This is a genomic window from Tritonibacter mobilis (genome assembly GCF_001681715.1).
GTDB classification, from domain to species: Bacteria; Pseudomonadota; Alphaproteobacteria; order Rhodobacterales; family Rhodobacteraceae; genus Epibacterium; species Epibacterium mobile.
Genome location: NZ_LNWY01000001.1, coordinates 47627 through 64477, shown reverse-complemented (window position 1 = coordinate 64477; position 16851 = coordinate 47627). Strand labels below are relative to the sequence as shown.

The following is a 16851-nucleotide window of genomic DNA, read 5'->3' as shown; positions in this document are numbered from 1 at the left end:
ATGTATGTAGCCGTAAAAGGCGGTGAACGCGCCATCGACAACGCGCATGCGTGGCTTGCCGAAGAACGCCGGGGCGATCAAAGCATCGCAGAGATGACGCTGGCACAGATCCGAGAGCAGCTGAAACTGGCGGTGAACCGGGTGATGGCCGAAGGCTCGCTCTATGATCCCGATCTGGCCGCACTGGCGATCAAACAGTCGCGGGGCGATCTGATCGAGGCGATCTTTTTGATCCGTGCCTACCGCACGACGCTGCCACGTTTTGGCAACTCGCGCCCGGTGGAGACCGCCGATATGACCTGCGACCGCCGGATTTCCGCGACTTTCAAGGATGTGCCGGGTGGGCAGGTGCTGGGGCCGACATTTGACTATACGCACCGTTTGCTGGATTTCAAACTCGCCGCCGAAGGCGAAGTGCCCGAGGCTCCTGCTGCGGAGCCGCGTCGCGAGCCGACGCCGCATGTGACGTCCTTCCTGCGTGGCGAGGATATCATCCAGACCGAGGAAGAGTCGGATGCGACGCCCAAGGACATCACCCGCGAGCCGATGTCCTTCCCGGCGGATCGTGCCACCCGGTTGCAGACGCTGACACGCGGCGATGAGGGCTTTGTGCTGGGCATGGCCTATTCCACCCAGCGCGGCTATGCGCGCAACCACGCCTTTGTGGGCGAGCTGCGCATCGGCACCGTGGCGGTCGAAATGGACATCCCCGAGCTGGGCTTTGCCATCGAAATCGGCGAGGTGGAACTGACGGAATGCGAGACGGTGAACCAGTTCAAAGGTTCCAAGACCGAGCCGCCGCAGTTCACCCGTGGCTATGGTCTGGTGTTCGGTCAGACAGAGCGTAAGGCGATCTCCATGGCGCTGGTGGATCGGGCTTTGCGCTGGAAGGAATTGGGCGAGGACAATCTGGGAGCCGCCGCGCAGGATGAGGAATTTGTCCTCAGCCATTGCGACAACATTCAGGCGACCGGCTTTCTCGAACATATCAAGCTGCCGCACTACGTCGATTTCCAGTCCGAACTTGAACTGGTGCGCAAGCTGCGCCGCGAGGCCGAAGCCGCGCGTGTCGCAGCGGAGCAGGCGCGGGAGGCGGCGGAATGAGCTTAATCTTCTCCGTCTCTATGGATTGCACCACCTCCGTAATGTCCCGTGCCGACCGCTACATCGATTGGATCTATCGAATTATGCGCTTTCGTTTGATCGCCTTTGGCTGGGGCGCTGTCAAAATCTCCTCGGCGAAATCTAATCGCCAACCGAACGAGACAATAGATCAACAGGAAAAAACCTCCTCCAAATGCGAAAGCCAATTTTTGTTCAAAGCTCATTTGGGATCGCCCTCAAATGCAGGTCACAGAAATCCGGTAAGGGGTCGTTAACATGTCTGACTACAACTTTGCATACCTCGACGAGCAGACCAAGCGGATGATCCGTCGCGCGATCCTCAAGGGTTTGGCCATTCCCGGCTATCAGGTTCCCTTTGCCAGCCGCGAAATGCCCATGCCCTATGGCTGGGGCACCGGCGGCGTGCAGGTCTCTGCGGCGGCGCTGACGCCGGATGATACCTTCAAGGTCATTGATCAGGGTGCCGATGACACCACCAACGCGGTCTCTATCCGTAAGTTCTTTGAACGCACCGCAGGTGTCGCCACTACCGAGGAAACCGAAAAAGCCTCGATCATCCAGACCCGCCACCGCATACCGGAGGCCGATCTGCGCGAGGATCAGATCATTGTCTATCAGGTGCCGATCCCGGAACCCCTGCGCTTTCTGGAGCCGCGCGAAACCGAGACCCGCAAGATGCACGCGCTTGAGGAATACGGCCTCATGCATGTGAAACTCTATGAAGACATCAGCCAACATGGCGCCATTGCCACCGCCTACGCCTATCCGGTGAAGGTGGAAGGGCGCTACGTGATGGATCCGTCTCCCATTCCGAAGTTCGACAACCCCAAGATGGAAATGGCCGCGATCCAGCTCTTTGGTGCGGGGCGGGAGCAGCGTATCTACGCGGTTCCGCCCTACACCAAAGTGGTCTCTCTCGATTTCGAGGACTACCCGTTCGAGGCCACCAAGGCCGACCACCCCTGCGATCTCTGCGCCGCAGAGGACAGCTATCTCGACGAGGTGATCCTCGATGATCAGGGCGGGCGGATGTTCGTCTGCTCCGACACCGACTATTGTCGCTCTCGGCGTGAGGCGGGCCATGTGGGTCGTCTGGGCCAGGACGCTCCTCTCACCACCGGACCGGAGGCCGCGTGATGCATCCCCTTCTGAAAGTCAACAATATCAAAAAGATGTATGGCCATCGCATCGGCTGTACGGATGTCTCCTTTGACCTTTATCCGGGCGAAGTCATGGGCATCGTGGGCGAGTCCGGTTCCGGCAAATCCACCTTGCTGAACTGCCTTGCGGGTCATCTGGACACGGACGGCGGCGAGGTGATCTTTGACACTCGCGACCGTGGCCCCATTGATACGCTCACCATGTCGGAACCCGAGCGCCGCATGCTCGGCCGCACCGACTGGGCCTTTGTGCACCAGCATGCCCGCGATGGCTTGCGCATGTCAGTCTCTGCCGGTGGCAACATCGGTGAACGTCTGATGGCCGTCGGCGACCGCCACTATGGCAACATCCGCGACCGCGCCGTCGACTGGCTCGACCGGGTAGAAATCGACGAGAGCCGGGTGGATGATCGCCCCACGGCATTCTCCGGCGGTATGCAGCAACGCTTGCAGATTGCCCGCAACCTCGTCACTGGCCCGCGTCTGGTGTTCATGGACGAACCCACCGGCGGTCTTGATGTATCGGTTCAGGCGCGGCTTTTGGATCTGCTGCGTGGCTTGGTGCGCGAAATGGGCCTCTCGGCGATTATCGTCACCCATGACCTCGCGGTCGTGCGCCTGCTGGCGGATCGCCTGATGGTCATGAAATCGGGCCACGTCGTGGAAACCGGCCTCACGGATCAGGTGCTTGATGATCCACAACATGCCTATACTCAGCTTCTGGTCTCTTCAGTGCTGCAGGTGTGAAACATGCTCTTTGCCTACTCGATGGATAACGCAACCCTGACCCGGCTGGCAGATGATGCCCCGCTGGAGTCGGCCCACTGGGTCGATCTCTACCGGCCCCAGCCGGAACAGGTGGCACGGGTGGAGGCGCTGGGGTTCAGCGTTCCGACCCTTGCGGATATGGAGGAGATCGAGGTCTCCAACAGGTTCTATCGGGCGGGCAAAGTGGATGTGCTGACCGTGTCCCTGCCGGGGCTGGATCCGGAGAAAAACCGCACCTTCGGCCCGGTGGCCTGTCTCTTGGGGCCGGATCGTCTGGTCACGGTGCGCTACCACGCGCCGCGCCCGTTTGAGACACTGCCCGCCCATGCGGAGGGCAGCAATGCAGGCTGCAAAACGGTGCCGCATCTTTTTCTCTCTCTGATGGAAGAGATCGTCGCCCGGATGGCCGACCTTCTTGAAGGGGTCGGGCGCGAGTTGGACGAACGCGCGGCTAAGCTCTTTGACGACAAGGGCGTCTGGGGTGATGCGCTTGAAGTGATGCTGCGCGATGTTGGTCGCGCGGGCGAGATGCTGGCGAAGTACCGCCAGTGCTTGCTGACGCTTGACCGGGCGCTGTCGACCTTTGGTGTCACCCATGATGCCAAGGATCTGCGCGGTTTCACTCAGGCGACAGGCCGCGACATTCAGGCGCTTTTGGTGCACGCGGATTTTCTCTCCGGGCGGATCTCGCATCTCACCGATGTGATCCTCGGCATGGTCACGCTCGAACAGGGCATCACGGGGCGCATTGTCTCCGTGGTGGCCGTGATCTTTCTGCCGCCGACGCTGGTGGCATCTGTCTATGGCATGAACTTCGAATTTCTGCCGGGGCTGCACTCCGATTTCGGCTGGCTGATCGCCACCGGATTGATGGGGTTCTCTGCGCTCGGCACGCTTCTCTTCTTCCGATGGAAAGGCTGGCTATGACCGCGTCTTACTCTCCTATGATCGACATTCAAAATGTCTCCAAGACCTTCACGCTGCACAATCAGGGCAGCGCCCTGATCCCCGTGATGGAAGGGGCCACCCTTTCGGTGAACCCCGGCGAATGTGTCGGGCTGATCGGTGCCTCGGGCGCCGGGAAATCGACCCTGATGCGGCTGATTTACGGCAATTACCTTGCCGCCTCCGGCCATATCATGATTGGCGGGCTGGATGTCGCCAATGCCGAGCCGCGCGAAATTCTGGAACTGCGCCGCAAGACACTGGGCTATGTCAGCCAGTTCCTGCGGGTGGTGCCACGGGTCTCGACGCTGGATGTGGTGGCAGAGCCGCTTCTGTCCGTTGGCACCCCGGTGGAAAAAGCCCGCGACCGCGCGGCGTCGCTTCTGGCGCAGCTCAATATTCCCGAGCGTCTCTGGACCCTGAGCCCCACAACCTTCTCCGGTGGCGAACAGCAGCGGGTCAATATCGCGCGCGGCTTTGCCTATGACTACCCGGCGATGCTGCTCGACGAGCCGACCGCTAGCCTGGATGCGCAGAACCGCGCAACCGTGCTGAACCTCATTGAGACCGCCAAGGAGCGCGGCGCGGCCATCATCGGCATCTTCCACGACGAATCCGCCCGTGAACAGGTCTGCGACCGTTTCATTGATGTCTCGGCCTTTGCGCCCAAGGCCGCCGCATGAGCGCGCCTGCCGACATAACCCCCGCAAAAGGGCCGGTGATTGCCGTTGTCGGCCCCTCGGGCGTCGGCAAAGACAGTCTGATGAGCGGCCTTGCCGTGGCCGATCCGCGCCTGCGCAGCATGCGCCGCGTCATCACGCGCGCGCCAGAGGCCGGGGGGGAGGATTATCAACCCGTCAGCGAGGCCGAGTTCGCGGCGCTGGTCGAGGCGGATGTCTTTGCGCTTCACTGGAATGCCCATGGGCTGCGCTACGGCGTGCCGCGCGACATCGAGAAACTGCGCATCGGCGCGTCCGGTGTGCTGGTGAACCTGTCACGCGCGGTGCTTTTGCAAGCGCAGGAGGTGTTTGACGACTTCCGCGTGATTTCCGTCACCGCCCGGCCAGAGGTTCTGGCAGAGCGGCTGGCAGGCCGCGGGCGCGAGGATGCCGATGAGGTCAAACGCCGCCTTGCACGCGCCAGCCTCGCGCTGCCCGAGGGGCTGAAACAGGTCTATGAGGTGGACAACAGCGGCGATCTTTGCGCCGCGATCGTCCAGGCTCAGTCGATCATTCAGGCCAAGAGGGGGTAGCGTTGGATCAGGTGAAAACGCCCATCCTCGGCCTCGCCCATCAGCGCCAGATCGTTGATCTCAAAGGGCTGTGGCAACAGCGGTGCCAGTTCGGTCGCGAGGTAGTCCTCGACCGCAGGCAGATCGCCCTTGGGCAGCTTGCCGGTGAGGGTGATGTGAAAACGGAACTGATCCAGCACATAAGGATACCCCCACTGGATGAGGTTTGTGTCCTGCTCAGCGCTCAGACCCGCTGCCCGGCGTTTCTCGATCTCTGCATCGGGAGCGGGTGCGCGAAAGGTGTCAAGCTCGGTCACGCAAGCCGCTGCCAGCGCATTGAGCGCGTGCACATCCCCAAGCGGGCGCAGCGCCAGAAACCGGCCCAGACGTTCCACCTGCAAACCCTCCAGACGGACCGGGGCGCGGGTGGCGGCCAGTTCCGCGCATGCTGCGCGCAGGGCGTCCTCATCGGTGCCTGTCGCCAGCCGCATCGGCGGTTTCATCGTCGCATGCAGCCCGTATTTGCGCGGCGTTGCCGTGATCGCCGCCACATCCAACGCCCCGGCGTCGGGGAGCGCGGTTGCACAGCCCGCCTCCATATCCCAACCGAGCCAGCCGGTTGCCCATTTGCTCCACGCCGCCTCGGCGGGGGGCGCATAATAAATCGCGTATCGCGTAAATGTCACATTGGCCTCCTAAGACGTGGGCCTTCCCTATCCCGAAAGATGTGAACTTCAGATGACACAAGAGTTGATCCTTGCCAATGCCACGCTGATCCTTGCAGGTGAAACCCGCACAGGTAGCTTGAAAATCAGCCAAGGCGTGATTGCCGACATCTCCGAGGGCACCACTGTCCCTGCCGGTGCGGTGGATCTTGAGGGCGATTTCCTCAGCCCCGGTCTGGTGGAGCTGCACACGGACAATCTGGAACGCCACATCGAACCGCGCCCCGGCGTCGACTGGCCCCACGCGGCAGCGCTGGTGGCCCATGACGCGGAACTGGCCTCCACCGGGATCACCACGGTATTTGATGCAATGCGCGTGGGCTCGATCCCGCGCGGCAAAGGGCGCTACCTGAAATATGCCCGCCAGCTTGCCACCGAGATGCTGGAGTTGCGCGCCAAGGACATGCTGAAGATCAGCCACTTCCTGCACCTGCGCGCTGAGGTCTGTTCGGAAACGCTGGCCGAGGAGCTGTCGGAGTTCACCGCCGAGGACCGTGTCGGGCTGGTCAGCCTGATGGACCACACGCCGGGTCAGCGCCAGTTCCGCGATATCTCCAAGCTCGAACAATATGTGAAATCCAAACGCGGCATGTCCGATGAGGAATTCATCAACCATGTGGCCGAGCTGAAAGATCTGCGCGCGCAATATGGCGATATGCACGAAGCGGCCACGGTGTCTGAGGCGGCGCGGTTTGGGGCGGTGCTGGCAAGCCACGATGACACCACCGCCGAGCAGGTTGCCACCTCTGCAGGCCACGGCATTCGACTGGCCGAGTTTCCCACCACGGTCGAGGCGGCTCGGGCCTGTCACGACCATGGCATCAAGGTGATGATGGGCGCGCCAAACCTCATTCGCGGCGGGTCGCATTCCGGCAATGTCGCGGCGCGCGAGCTTGCAGATCTGGAATTGCTGGACATCGTCTCGTCAGATTACATCCCGGCGGCACTCTTGCAGGCGGCGGTCAAACTCGGTGACATCTGGGGTGATCTGGCGCGCGGTATGGCGACGGTGACAGCGGCGCCTGCTGCTGCGGTTGGCTTGACGGATCGCGGCGTGCTGGAGGTTGGCAAACGCGCAGACCTCATCCGGTTCCGTGTTGGCGACGGGGTTCCGATGCCACGGGCCGTTTATGCGCGCGGTGCGCGTGTCGCCTGACGGGGAAGGCATTGAGAAGCGATAACGCGCGCGCCTTACGTGGGCGCGCGTTAAGTTTATACTTCAGTAGGTTAAAGATCCGGTGAGTCCGCTGACATCTGGTGCAAGCAAGCGCATCCCCAGATGTCAGCGTACGCTGCATGTGCAACGCCCACATAAAGTATCAGTCTCTGTGACCTGTTGTTTCGCATGCGAAACAATCTGACAGGACTGCTGACCTGTTCTTTGTTTTGCAGGGAGGGGGACCTCCCGCCCCTTTATGAGTGAGGCAAAGCCTCCCCCAAAAGCGTTGGGCCGGGCGGTGGCCGCGCCGCAGGCGCGGCCACCGCCCCACCGCGATTTGCAAAGCAAAGCGCAAAACCTGAGAGCCGCCAGGCTCTCCGCTGGGGTAAGAGATCTCGGCTTACCCGGCGCGGTAGAACATGTAACGGCCTTCGGGGATGCCTTCGGGGCCGTCGATTTCCTCAAACCCCACCAATGGCTGACCCGAAATGATCAGCCCTCCCGCTGCCATGACCTGCAAAATCGCGGGTGAGAGTTTTGCGGCTTCGGCAACATCCTGTTCCTTGACGCCAAACCCAAGATCGTAATGTGCAAGGGCCAGCCGATGCCCGCCATCCGCAAGTCGCGCCAGCATCGGTTCTGCCTCGCCTTGCAGGAAGTTTTCTTCAGGGGGCACGCAAGACGGGTGGCATTGCAGGACGCGATCAATGACCCAGACCCGCCGCTCCGGCATGACCTCGCGCAGATGGTCATAGGTGCGCCCGTTGCCCAATCCCAGATCAAGCACATCCCCCTCAACGCCCGAGATCTGTTGCGCGGCCCAGTTCAGCCCATCGCGTTGCGCAGTGAGGCGGCGTAGCATGCTGTCCAGTCGGCTCATCTCAGCCAATCCTTTCATTGAAACGCCAAGGGTGTGCCGGGCCATCCAGCAGTCGGCGCAGCAGTGTTTCGCAGAACTCCCACACCTCGTCACTGTGTACAAGGTGATGCGTCAGCAGGCCAAGTGGCTCTGCGCTATCTTGCTGACCGGTGCGGCGTGCTATGAGCGTGTCGACCAACCGTGACAGGAGGTGATCTTCGGGCACCAGACCCCGTCCATGTTTCCAGTCGATGGGGTCGATATGGGTGTTGATCTGCACCAAACCCGGCGCGGCCTGAACGCGCTTGCGTGGCCCATAGGTGGAGACCGCAGCAAAGCTCAGACCCGCAAGCCAGGGCAGCATGGCTGGAGAAATCCGGTTCCAAGGGGGAACGAACATCGGCTGCAACGCGGGACCAAACAGATGTTTCAGGCGGTCCATCCCCTGCTCCGCCGCATTGAGCGCCTCATCCACCGGGCGGGTGCTGGGAAATTCGCATTTCTTCTTATCTGCGCTGGCGTGGTTTTTATGCGCCCAGCCATGCACCACCGGGATCAGGTGGCTGGATTGCGCAACCGCCTGTGCCAGTTCCTCTTGCGCAGTTTCGGGGATCACCGCCAGGTGCACCGGCAGGTCGAGCCGCGTCGCCAATGCCCCCAGCTGGACCAGCGCCTCCGTGGGTGCAATGGCATCATCATCCCGCCACCAGAGCGGTAGCCGCAGGCCCTCCGTGGTCCAATGCGCCAACTCCGCGTCCAGCTCGTCCCAGCCTCGTGTCATGTCCGTCCCCCCCGTTGCGCTCAAGCGCGCTGCCGCCTCAGCAGCGTTGCGGCAATCTCCACGCTCCGCTGCGCTCCGTCAAATTCAAAGCCGTCAAGGCCGCGTTGCGTATCGTGCATGGCACGGGAGAGTGCGGCGCACAGACTAGCCGGGGTGAGGGTTGCTGCTCCCTCCACCTCAATGCCTGCGAGGGGCGAAAGGCTCTGGGCGCGCAGGGATTGTTCCACCTCTTTGCCCGCATCAAACGGCACCAGAACGGCGGGTGTGCCGGATTGCAGCAGATCGAGCGCGGTGTTGTAGCCACACATGCTGACGGAGGCCGCCGCATGGGGCAGCATGGCGCGAAAATCCGGGCGGGCGGGTTCCAGGATCGCGGGCGAGCCTGCATCCTCAAGGTCAGCGATGCGTGCCCGTGCATCCGCGCCGCCAACCAGAATGCGCCAGCGGTAATCGGGCATCAGTTTGGCGGCCTCAATCGCGCAAGCGTAAAGCGCATCCCCGACGCTGCCACCGCCGGCACTGACGAGGATTTCCCCTTTGCCGAGGCCCTCGGGGTGCGGTGCTGCAGCAGGTGGTGCGACATAGCCTGTATACTGCAGCCGTGATGCCAGCATCTCTGAGACCGGCCAACTGACGTCCAGCGTCGTGGCCTTGGGGTCCGAGTGCACAAGCACGCCGTCGTAGTAGGCGGCGATCATTGCATCGGCGTCTTCGGCCTTTTTGGGCTTGGAGGGCGGTGCGAGGATATCGCGGATCGACGACAGCACCAGCGGACGGCGAGGCAGCGCGTGCGCGGCCTCCAGCAGAGCGCGAAACTCACCGCGGAGGGAACGACGGCCAAACGGGTAGAGCTCGGTGATCAGCACATCCGGCTGCTGATCCTGCACCCGCGCCTGCATCTGTTGCCGCCTGCGCATCAGATAAGCCTCATCCGCAACCGTGCCATCCGTGCCGAGCAGGCGCGAGAACTCCACGCCATCAGAGCGCAGGGGCGGTAATTGTTCAAACTGCAGACCCTGCGCAGAGAGTTGCGGTGCCGGAAAACCACCAGAAACCACCGTAACCTGATGATTTTCAGAAGCAAATGCGCGCCCCAGTGTCAGGGCGCGTGACAGATGCCCGGTGCCCAGAAGGTGGGTGACGGCGATCAAGACCTTCATGATGGGCGTCGCTCAAGTCGAATGGGATCGGGCCAGGGCGTGAGCTTGTCGCGCGAGATCTCCACCACAAAGAGTCGATTGCGTTTGACCTGAAACGGAGCAGGGCCGTCGAAATCCCAGCCATGGGCGCGGGCAAGGATCATACGCATGATCCCGATATGGCAGACCGCGATGGTGTCGCGCGCGAGGCTCTCGATCCACGGATTGATGCGGTTCCAGACCTCAAGCGGGCTTTCACCGCCGGGGGGGCGATAATCCCAGCCCCAGTGTTCGATGTCGCGAAAGCCGGACGCGGGATCTGCACGCAGGTCCACCCCGTGCTGGCCTTCCCACGCGCCCCAGTTCATCTCGATGAGTGCAGCTGTGGTCTGTGGTGCGCGCCCCGCCACAAGCGCGGCGGTTTCAGAGGCGCGTGTCAGGGGGCTTGACCAGAGATCCGCGTCGTTCCAGCCCTCGGGGAGAGACTGCGCGGCGAGGTCTGCGCGTGCGGTCTCGTCAAGCGGGATGTCGCTGCGGCCCTGAATGCGGCCCGCACGGTTCCATGCGGTATGGCCGTGACGCAGCAGGGCAAGACGGATCATGTGCGCCGTTCCTTTATCAGTGGTCCCAGCGCAGCCCAAAGGGTGTCCGCAGCGGCGGGTCGCAGGTGGTGGGTGGCGATATGTTCGCGCGCCCGCCGCCCGAGGTCTTCGCGCTCAGAGGCACTGTCGAGAAGGTGCAGAACGCGACCCGCCAGTGCGGAGGCCCCGGCATCAGGCGCAGGATAGTCACCGGGCATTGAGGGCAGCAGCACATCGCGCAGGCCGGGGCGGTCTTGCGCCACCACCGGCAGCCCGTGGGATTGCGCCTCCAGGTAAACCATGCCGAAGGCTTCATTGACTCCGGGCCACAGGAACAGCTGTGCTGTGCGATAAGCCTCTGCCATGGCTGCGGCATCGAGCTGACCGAGAAAGCGCACGCGCGTTCCAAAGCGTGCAAAAAGCGATTCCACCTCGGCGCGCGCGGGGCCGTCGCCCGCAATCAAGAGCTGCCAGTCGACCGCGTGCTCTGTGCTCTCCAGATGGCGCAGCGTCTCGGCGATGAGCGCATAGGAGGCCAGCTTGTCACCCCGCCGCATCATACCGGCAGCGAGCATTGGGCCATCACCCGTGCCGGGCGCGGGGAGGGCATCTTGCGGCAGGAAGGGGCGCAAGTGCACCAGTTGCTGGTTGCCCGCACGATCACGCTCCAGTGTCTCGCGGTCCTGTTCGGTGAGGTAGAAGATCACCGCCGCCTGATCCGCTGCCGCATGTGCGGCTTGCGCAAATTCCGACCACGGGCCCGTCAGGCGTTTGCTGGCGCGGGTGCTCTCGATCTGCACATAAGGAATGTCACGGGCGGCCGCCACGGCGGGGCCGATCAGGTCGGGGGCTTTGTAATAGTTATGATAGGTGACCCAAGCGTCGACCTCGGGCAGTTCTTCTATCAGGCGGCCCACCTCATCCGCAGCGCGCTGTTGCAGGATTTGCTGGTGGTCGCGGTCGCCGAGTTTGTCATGCAGGCGCAGCTCAGACGCGAGAATGACCTCTGCACCGCCCCTTTCCAACAGGCCCATCAGGCTTTGTGCCATGGCCCGGTCGCCGGAGGGCGTCGGATGGGTCGGGGCCTTCATCGGCGCATAATAGGCGATGCGGGGCGCGGTCATGCAGCGCCCTTGAGCATGGCATTCAGGCGGGTGTTCAGCTGCCGGATGCCCGGGTCCATGCCGAAATCACGACGCAGGCGGTTGAGCGCGGCGTCGGCCATGCGGCGGGCCTCGTCTGGGGCATGTGCGAGGCGCAGCATCGCGTCGGCAAGCGCTGCGGGGGTGTCATCACTGAGGAGACCATGGGTACCGCTTTGGATGAATTCCGGGATCGCCGACACGGGCGTCGACAGGATCGGCAGGCCCTGCGATGCGGCCTCCATCAGCACATTGGGCAGCCCGTCGCGATCGCCATCCTCCGCCACGCGCGAGGGCAGCACAAAGAGGTCCGCGGCGCGCATGGCGGCGATCACCTCCGGCTGGTCACAGGCGCCGCGCCATGTGATGCGCGCTGCAATCCCTGCGTCCTCGGCCATGCCTTGCAGCAGATCGCCCAGCCCGCCACCGCCAATATGGGTCCAGTGCCAGTCCAGATCCGCAGGCAGCAGCGCCAGCGCGGCGATCAGCCGGTCAAAGCCCTTTTTCTCGACGAGACGCCCCACCGACATCATGTGAAAGGGGGCGTCAGGCGCGCGCGCCTCCCGGTCGGGCGGGGCAGGGAACCGCGTCAGGTCAAGGCCGTGATAGATCAGATCCACCGGTGTGCCAGCCGAGAGATCTTGCAGGTGTTTTGCGCCAAAGCCCGTGCAGGTCGCGCCAAAGGCCGCGCCATGGGTCCGTGATGAGAGCTTTTCGCGCAATTCCCATTCGGGCGAGGTCCAGATGTCCTTGGCGTGGGCGGAAAAGCTCCATGGCAGGCCGCGCATGATCGCGGCGTAGCGCGCCACCGATGACGGCGTGTGCAGGAAATGCGCATAAAGCCCGCGCACCTCGGGTGGCAGTTCCGCCGCCAGCACGCAAGCCTGACCAAACCGGCGAATGCGATTGTGGCTGGGATCACGGCGCAGATCCGCGCGCCAGATGCGATAGGCGGCGGCATAGCCGGGCAGGGCTTGCGCAATGGTGCGCGATTTCGCCACGCGGGCCGGGTCGTCATAAAGGTATTCCGGCAGGTAGTGCACCGGGGCCTGCAAGCGATCATGCAGCGGGTGGGTCTTCGTGTCGGTGGGGTGGCGCAGCGACCAGATTTCAAATGGCTGGCCTGCGTCCTCAAGGGCGACAAGTTCCTGCGCAATGAAGGTCTCGGACAGGCGTGGCCAGCCTTTGACCAATACGGCGAGCGCCGGGCGTTCAGCGGTCATTCGGCGGCCTCGCGCGGGAGTTGGTGCAACAAGGCATCCACCCGTGTGGTGACATAATCAAGCCCATCAAGCAGCCCGTCAGAGATTGCTTTGGACGGGTTGGGCTGACGCTCCAGCGCACGGATTGCGCCGATCATCGCATCCGGCGTCCAGCCATCGCGGGTTTCATCGAGCATGGTGACAAGGCCCAGTTCCTCTGCACGGCTGGCGCGAATCCACTGCTCCAGACGGGGTGTGGTGCGAGGTACGATCACGGCGGGTTTGTCAAAGGACAGAACCTCGCAGAAGGTGTTGTAACCGCCCATGCAGATCACGCCCTGCGCGCCGGCAAACAGGGTCTCGATCTGGCTTTCAAAGCCGACAGCGGTGACACGACCGTCCAGTGCGGCGACGCGATCCTCAAACGCGGCGCGGGTCTCTCCCGACAGGAACGGGCCGTAGACCAGAACCGCGCGTGGGGCGAGGGTGGGGTCGCGTTCATAAGCCGAGATTGCCAGATCCACCATCATGGCACCATCGCCACCGCCACCGGGGGTGATCAGCACATAGGGCTGCTCGGGTGGCTCTCCCACCTCGCCAAGGTCGCGGCGCAGGTAGCCGGTCCAATGCATCCGTGCCTGCGCCTCTTTGCTCAGTGGTAAGCCGGCGGTGGGGTCGTAGACATCATGCAGCCCGTAAATCCAGATTTCATCGTAGTATTTTTCGGTGGCCTGCAGAGCGGATTTGCGGTCCCACTCGGCGCGCAGCACTTCGGGTTCATCCAGCACATCGCGCAGCCCCAGAACCAATCGCGCCTGACCGCGATCCTGCAGCAGGTCCAGTGTCGGGATCAATTCGCCGCGAAAACCGGTGGGTTCTTTATCAACCACCAGAATATCGGGCGCGAATTGTTCGGCGGTGGAGCGGATGAGCCCGGCGCGCAACTCGGTGGTTTCCTCGATAGTCATGCCCATGGTGCGGCTGGCATAAGAGCCATCGGCACGTTTGATGACGCCGGGCAGGCGCATGTGGTCCACCCGGTTGGGAAAGGCAAACCGCCCCGCCACCGGCGAGCCGGTCAGGATCATCGCAGAGGCCTTTGGATCGGCGGAGGTGATCGCTGCCGCCAGTGCGCGCGAGCGGCGCAGATGGCCAAGGCCAAAAGTGTCGTGGCTGTAAAACAGAATACGCGGGCCGCGGTCCGAGGGGCCTAAACGGGGGGTGGTGCTGGCGCTCATGCGGGGGCTCGCTTGCAACTGATGGTCGGGCGGATGGTCAAAGAGGGGCGCAGGCAATGTGACAATCGCGCATAGCGAGAGGCGGCGTGGTGCCGCATCGGGGGGGATGTGCAGCGCCTCGATTGAGTGGCGCGATGCGTCTTGGCCATATTCCGCCCCAACGTCCTTTGAACGCGCCTCTTTGAACCAGCGGCGCGGCCGGATTTCTCATGCCTGTTACCGGGGCTTCATATGGCCGTGTGAACACGTCATGACAACAACCCAAGCTCTGAAACATCCGTGATATAGCTTGCGTCGGCCCTTCGTGCAATCAAACCTATAGAATCCGAGTGCAATCGGAGGCGCAAAATCGACAATCGTGGCCCGTTTGCGGCTAAGCTCGAGAATAATGCGCCCGAGGGAGAGGAAGCGATGCCATGCCAAGACTTATAAACGCCTTATGTCTGTGTCTGGTTGCCGCCACGTTGTGTCTTCTAAGCGGTGCTGCCCTCAAGGCGCAGGCTGCGGAAACACCGCAGGCAGCAGCACAGCAGGATCTGGCTTCGGCTATTCGCCAAGCCGCAGAGGCTGGCGTTGGTGTGGTGATTGTCGACAGCAGCGGTCGGGCGCTGAGTGGTGCAGAGGTCGTGGCGCAGGCCGAAGCCGAAATGGTCAAGGAACCCGGCGTCATGGGCGGCGCATCCACCATGATGAAAGCCCAAAGCGAGGTGCGTGATTTTCGCGCCAAGCTGAACGAGCGGCTCAAAGCGCTGCCCAGTTCATATAATGAGATGGCCTATATTTTGCGCGCTACCAGCCCGGATGGGCGCATCATGACTTATGTGCGGGTGGTGGTGATTACCACGATACTGCTGCTGATCGGGCGTTGGCTTTCGACAGAGATCTACGGCAAGCGACTGATCAAACGCTATGTGGTGAGCCGTATTGAGGAACAGCCCGAAGGCTACGCGGGCAAGATGCCCTTTTTGATCATCCGTTTTTTCGCCGGGGTCGGGGCGACGCTCTTTGCGATGATATTTGCCTTGGTGGTGACGCTATTGGTATTTGGAACCTCTGGCGATGTGTCGGTTGAGTTCACCTCGCTTGCGGTCTATCTGACCTTTTTTGTGGCGCGAACCATCTCCGATCTTTGGCGCATGGTGTTGTCGCCCTATCTCAGCCAATACCGTATTCCGTCGCTGGATGATCGAGCGGCGCGGCGGCTCTATTTCTGGCTGTCGGGGCTTGCGACCTTTGATTTCGCGGCGGTGATGGTCTCGACCTGGGTTCAGGATTTTGGCCTGAATTACAATATCTACGCATTGACCTATTCGATCCTGATGCTGGCGTCGTCATTGCTGGCAATCTTGCTGGTGCTGTTCAACGCACGGGCAATTTCTGGTGCGATCCGAGGCGACGGAGAGGCGCAGGCGGTGGCCTGGCCCAATCGGTTGCTGTCATGGGTCTGGGCGCCAATGGTGATCCTTTACATTGCCTTTGGCTGGCTTGCGCTGACCTTTGATCTGGTTTTGGAAAACCCAAGCCCGGTGCCGCCGAACATGGGTCTGTTCGCGGTGCTGACCTCAATTTTGGTGGTCTATGGCTTGATCAACTATGTGATTGAGCAATTCGCGACCCGTCGCAGGGTGATCTCAGATGTGCCAAGCGCTGACAGCGCAGAAGATGAGGGGGCGGAGGTGCTGTTGGACGATGCCCCGACATCGGGGCGTGCACCGCACCCCATTGCGACGTTCAAGGATCTGGCCCGGCGCGCGGCAGGTATCCTTGCCTTTCTGGGCGGGGCTGTGTCGCTGATCTATGTCTGGGACCCGGAGTTTGCGCTTCAGGATGCGCCCCGGCTTGACCGGACGATTGATGTGCTGGTGATCCTGTTCATCGGCTATCTGGTCTTTCACATCGCGCGGATCTGGATCGACAGCAAAATCGAGGAAGAGACGCAGGACCAGCCGGATGGGGAGTTGGGTGACGAGGGCGGGGGCAGCAGTGCCAGCCGTCTCGCCACTTTGTTGCCGCTGTTTCGAGGGGCCATTCTGGCGGTGGTCGTTGTCACCATCGTTCTTATCGTGCTGATGGAAATCGGCATCAACGTCAGCCCGCTGTTTGCTGGCGCGGGTGTTGTCGGTCTTGCGGTGGGGTTCGGGTCTCAGACGCTGGTGCGTGATATCTTCTCGGGCGCGTTCTTCCTGATTGATGATGCGTTCCGGCGCGGGGAATATATCGATATTGGCAGTGTGAAAGGAACGGTAGAGAAGATCTCCGTGCGCTCCTTCCAGCTGCGCCATCACCTTGGCGCGCTGCATACGATCCCCTTTGGTGAAATTCAGGTGCTGACCAACTACTCGCGCGATTGGGTGATTATGAAACTGCCATTGCGGGTGACCTATGACACGGATGTTGAAAAGGTCCGCAAGCTGATCAAGAAACTGGGTCAGGAGCTGCTGAACGATCCGGTGATCGGGCATAACTTCATCCAGCCATTGAAATCGCAAGGTGTGATCGAGATGCAGGATTCTGCGATGATCATCCGTGTGAAATTCATGACCAAGCCCGGCGATCAATGGCTGGTGCGCAAAAAGGTGTTTCAGGAGATCCGCGATCTGTTTGAACGCGAAGATATCAAATTTGCGCACCGCGAGGTTACGGTGCGGGTTGTTGACGACAACGGTGAAAAGGTCACGCCAGCCAAGCGTGATGCGGCCTTGGGGGCGGCGCATGCGGCGATTGAGGATGATCTGATGGATGCCAATGACGGCGGCACTGGAGACGATCGCTGACAGGGGAGCCGGATCGGGGGCA

Annotated in this window: 17 protein-coding genes; 9 read left to right on the top strand and 8 right to left on the bottom strand. The window is 62.1% G+C overall.

All coding sequences use genetic code 11. The annotated features are described in order from the left end of the window. From UB90_RS00260 to phnN, 7 genes are read left to right on the top strand one after another with little or no spacing between them, the layout of a single operon-like run. Positions 1–1104: a carbon-phosphorus lyase complex subunit gene (locus tag UB90_RS00260; RefSeq protein ID WP_065324550.1), complete on the top strand. Its 1104-nt coding sequence runs from the start codon at positions 1–3 to the stop codon at positions 1102–1104. Continuing rightward, positions 1101–1379, top strand: coding sequence for a hypothetical protein (locus UB90_RS00255; RefSeq protein WP_065324549.1), 279 nt, complete (start codon positions 1101–1103; stop codon positions 1377–1379). The genes UB90_RS00260 and UB90_RS00255 overlap by 4 nt, the downstream gene beginning before the upstream one ends. Position 1380: 1 nt before the next feature. Continuing rightward, on the top strand, positions 1381–2262 hold the full coding sequence (locus UB90_RS00250) for an alpha-D-ribose 1-methylphosphonate 5-phosphate C-P-lyase PhnJ (RefSeq protein WP_005669187.1): 882 nt from the start codon (positions 1381–1383) through the stop codon (positions 2260–2262). Further along, positions 2262–3032, top strand: a complete 771-nt coding sequence (gene phnK / locus UB90_RS00245) for a phosphonate C-P lyase system protein PhnK (RefSeq protein WP_065324548.1) — start codon at positions 2262–2264, stop codon at positions 3030–3032. Before UB90_RS00250 ends, phnK begins: the two co-directional genes overlap by 1 nt. Positions 3033–3035: 3 nt before the next feature. Next, positions 3036–3980 (top strand): magnesium transporter CorA family protein, encoded by a 945-nt coding sequence (locus UB90_RS00240; protein WP_065324547.1) that lies wholly within the window; start codon positions 3036–3038, stop codon positions 3978–3980. 17 nt (positions 3981–3997) lie between these two features. Next, entirely contained in the window at positions 3998–4681 is a 684-nt protein-coding gene (gene phnL / locus UB90_RS00235; RefSeq protein WP_065324546.1) for a phosphonate C-P lyase system protein PhnL, read from the top strand. After that, positions 4678–5250 (top strand): phosphonate metabolism protein/1,5-bisphosphokinase (PRPP-forming) PhnN, encoded by a 573-nt coding sequence (gene phnN / locus UB90_RS00230; RefSeq protein WP_065324545.1) that lies wholly within the window; start codon positions 4678–4680, stop codon positions 5248–5250. The genes phnL and phnN overlap by 4 nt, the downstream gene beginning before the upstream one ends. On the opposite strand, the gene UB90_RS00225 is transcribed toward phnN, so the two are convergent. Then, complete coding sequence (locus UB90_RS00225) at positions 5232–5915, bottom strand: DUF1045 domain-containing protein (protein ID WP_065324544.1); 684 nt, start codon at positions 5913–5915, stop codon at positions 5232–5234. The two genes, phnN and UB90_RS00225, sit on opposite strands and share 19 nt — an antisense overlap. A gap of 52 nt (positions 5916–5967) precedes the next feature. Here UB90_RS00225 and UB90_RS00220 point away from each other — a divergent pair, with 52 nt between their 5' ends. Beyond that, positions 5968–7110: an alpha-D-ribose 1-methylphosphonate 5-triphosphate diphosphatase gene (locus tag UB90_RS00220; protein WP_065324543.1), complete on the top strand. Its 1143-nt coding sequence runs from the start codon at positions 5968–5970 to the stop codon at positions 7108–7110. Positions 7111–7513: 403 nt separating this feature from the next. On the opposite strand, the gene UB90_RS00215 is transcribed toward UB90_RS00220, so the two are convergent. Genes UB90_RS00215 through UB90_RS00185 form a run of 7 tightly spaced genes read right to left on the bottom strand, consistent with a single transcriptional unit; the run spans position 7514 to position 14055 of the window. Next, on the bottom strand, positions 7514–7993 hold the full coding sequence (locus UB90_RS00215; protein ID WP_039982364.1) for a class I SAM-dependent methyltransferase: 480 nt from the start codon (positions 7991–7993) through the stop codon (positions 7514–7516). Between the two features lies 1 nt (position 7994). Then, positions 7995–8753 carry a polysaccharide deacetylase family protein gene (locus tag UB90_RS00210; protein WP_065324542.1) on the bottom strand — a complete coding sequence of 253 codons (759 nt, stop codon included), beginning with the start codon at positions 8751–8753 and terminating at the stop codon, positions 7995–7997. A gap of 20 nt (positions 8754–8773) precedes the next feature. Continuing rightward, on the bottom strand, positions 8774–9913 hold the full coding sequence (locus UB90_RS00205) for a glycosyltransferase family protein (RefSeq protein WP_065324541.1): 1140 nt from the start codon (positions 9911–9913) through the stop codon (positions 8774–8776). Continuing rightward, positions 9910–10494 carry a histidine phosphatase family protein gene (locus tag UB90_RS00200; protein ID WP_065324540.1) on the bottom strand — a complete coding sequence of 195 codons (585 nt, stop codon included), beginning with the start codon at positions 10492–10494 and terminating at the stop codon, positions 9910–9912. Before UB90_RS00200 ends, UB90_RS00205 begins: the two co-directional genes overlap by 4 nt. Next, positions 10491–11597 carry a glycosyltransferase family 4 protein gene (locus UB90_RS00195; RefSeq protein ID WP_065324539.1) on the bottom strand — a complete coding sequence of 369 codons (1107 nt, stop codon included), beginning with the start codon at positions 11595–11597 and terminating at the stop codon, positions 10491–10493. The genes UB90_RS00200 and UB90_RS00195 overlap by 4 nt, the downstream gene beginning before the upstream one ends. Next, positions 11594–12838: a glycosyltransferase family 4 protein gene (locus UB90_RS00190; protein ID WP_065324538.1), complete on the bottom strand. Its 1245-nt coding sequence runs from the start codon at positions 12836–12838 to the stop codon at positions 11594–11596. Before UB90_RS00190 ends, UB90_RS00195 begins: the two co-directional genes overlap by 4 nt. Then, complete coding sequence (locus tag UB90_RS00185) at positions 12835–14055, bottom strand: glycosyltransferase family protein (RefSeq protein WP_065331830.1); 1221 nt, start codon at positions 14053–14055, stop codon at positions 12835–12837. The genes UB90_RS00190 and UB90_RS00185 overlap by 4 nt, the downstream gene beginning before the upstream one ends. 416 nt (positions 14056–14471) lie before the next feature. Here UB90_RS00185 and UB90_RS00180 point away from each other — a divergent pair, with 416 nt between their 5' ends. After that, entirely contained in the window at positions 14472–16829 is a 2358-nt protein-coding gene (locus tag UB90_RS00180) for a mechanosensitive ion channel family protein (protein ID WP_065324536.1), read from the top strand. Positions 16830–16851 lie beyond the last annotated feature (22 nt).

Bases quoted from the DNA above. Each gene is read 5' to 3' on its own strand.
- UB90_RS00185 (WP_065331830.1), bottom strand. From the start codon at position 14,055: ATGAGCGCCAGCACCACCCCCCGTTTAGGCCCCTCGGACCGCGGCCCG.
- UB90_RS00240 (WP_065324547.1), top strand. From the start codon at position 3,036: ATGCTCTTTGCCTACTCGATGGATAACGCAACCCTGACCCGGCTGGCA.
- UB90_RS00210 (WP_065324542.1), bottom strand. From the start codon at position 8,753: ATGACACGAGGCTGGGACGAGCTGGACGCGGAGTTGGCGCATTGGACC.
- UB90_RS00190 (WP_065324538.1), bottom strand. From the start codon at position 12,838: ATGACCGCTGAACGCCCGGCGCTCGCCGTATTGGTCAAAGGCTGGCCA.
- UB90_RS00180 (WP_065324536.1), top strand. From the start codon at position 14,472: ATGCCAAGACTTATAAACGCCTTATGTCTGTGTCTGGTTGCCGCCACG.
- UB90_RS00255 (WP_065324549.1), top strand. From the start codon at position 1,101: ATGAGCTTAATCTTCTCCGTCTCTATGGATTGCACCACCTCCGTAATG.
- UB90_RS00205 (WP_065324541.1), bottom strand. From the start codon at position 9,913: ATGAAGGTCTTGATCGCCGTCACCCACCTTCTGGGCACCGGGCATCTG.
- phnN (WP_065324545.1), top strand. From the start codon at position 4,678: ATGAGCGCGCCTGCCGACATAACCCCCGCAAAAGGGCCGGTGATTGCC.
- UB90_RS00215 (WP_039982364.1), bottom strand. From the start codon at position 7,993: ATGAGCCGACTGGACAGCATGCTACGCCGCCTCACTGCGCAACGCGAT.
- UB90_RS00195 (WP_065324539.1), bottom strand. From the start codon at position 11,597: ATGACCGCGCCCCGCATCGCCTATTATGCGCCGATGAAGGCCCCGACC.
- UB90_RS00260 (WP_065324550.1), top strand. From the start codon at position 1: ATGTATGTAGCCGTAAAAGGCGGTGAACGCGCCATCGACAACGCGCAT.
- UB90_RS00220 (WP_065324543.1), top strand. From the start codon at position 5,968: ATGACACAAGAGTTGATCCTTGCCAATGCCACGCTGATCCTTGCAGGT.
- UB90_RS00200 (WP_065324540.1), bottom strand. From the start codon at position 10,494: ATGATCCGTCTTGCCCTGCTGCGTCACGGCCATACCGCATGGAACCGT.
- phnL (WP_065324546.1), top strand. From the start codon at position 3,998: ATGATCGACATTCAAAATGTCTCCAAGACCTTCACGCTGCACAATCAG.
- UB90_RS00250 (WP_005669187.1), top strand. From the start codon at position 1,381: ATGTCTGACTACAACTTTGCATACCTCGACGAGCAGACCAAGCGGATG.
- phnK (WP_065324548.1), top strand. From the start codon at position 2,262: ATGCATCCCCTTCTGAAAGTCAACAATATCAAAAAGATGTATGGCCAT.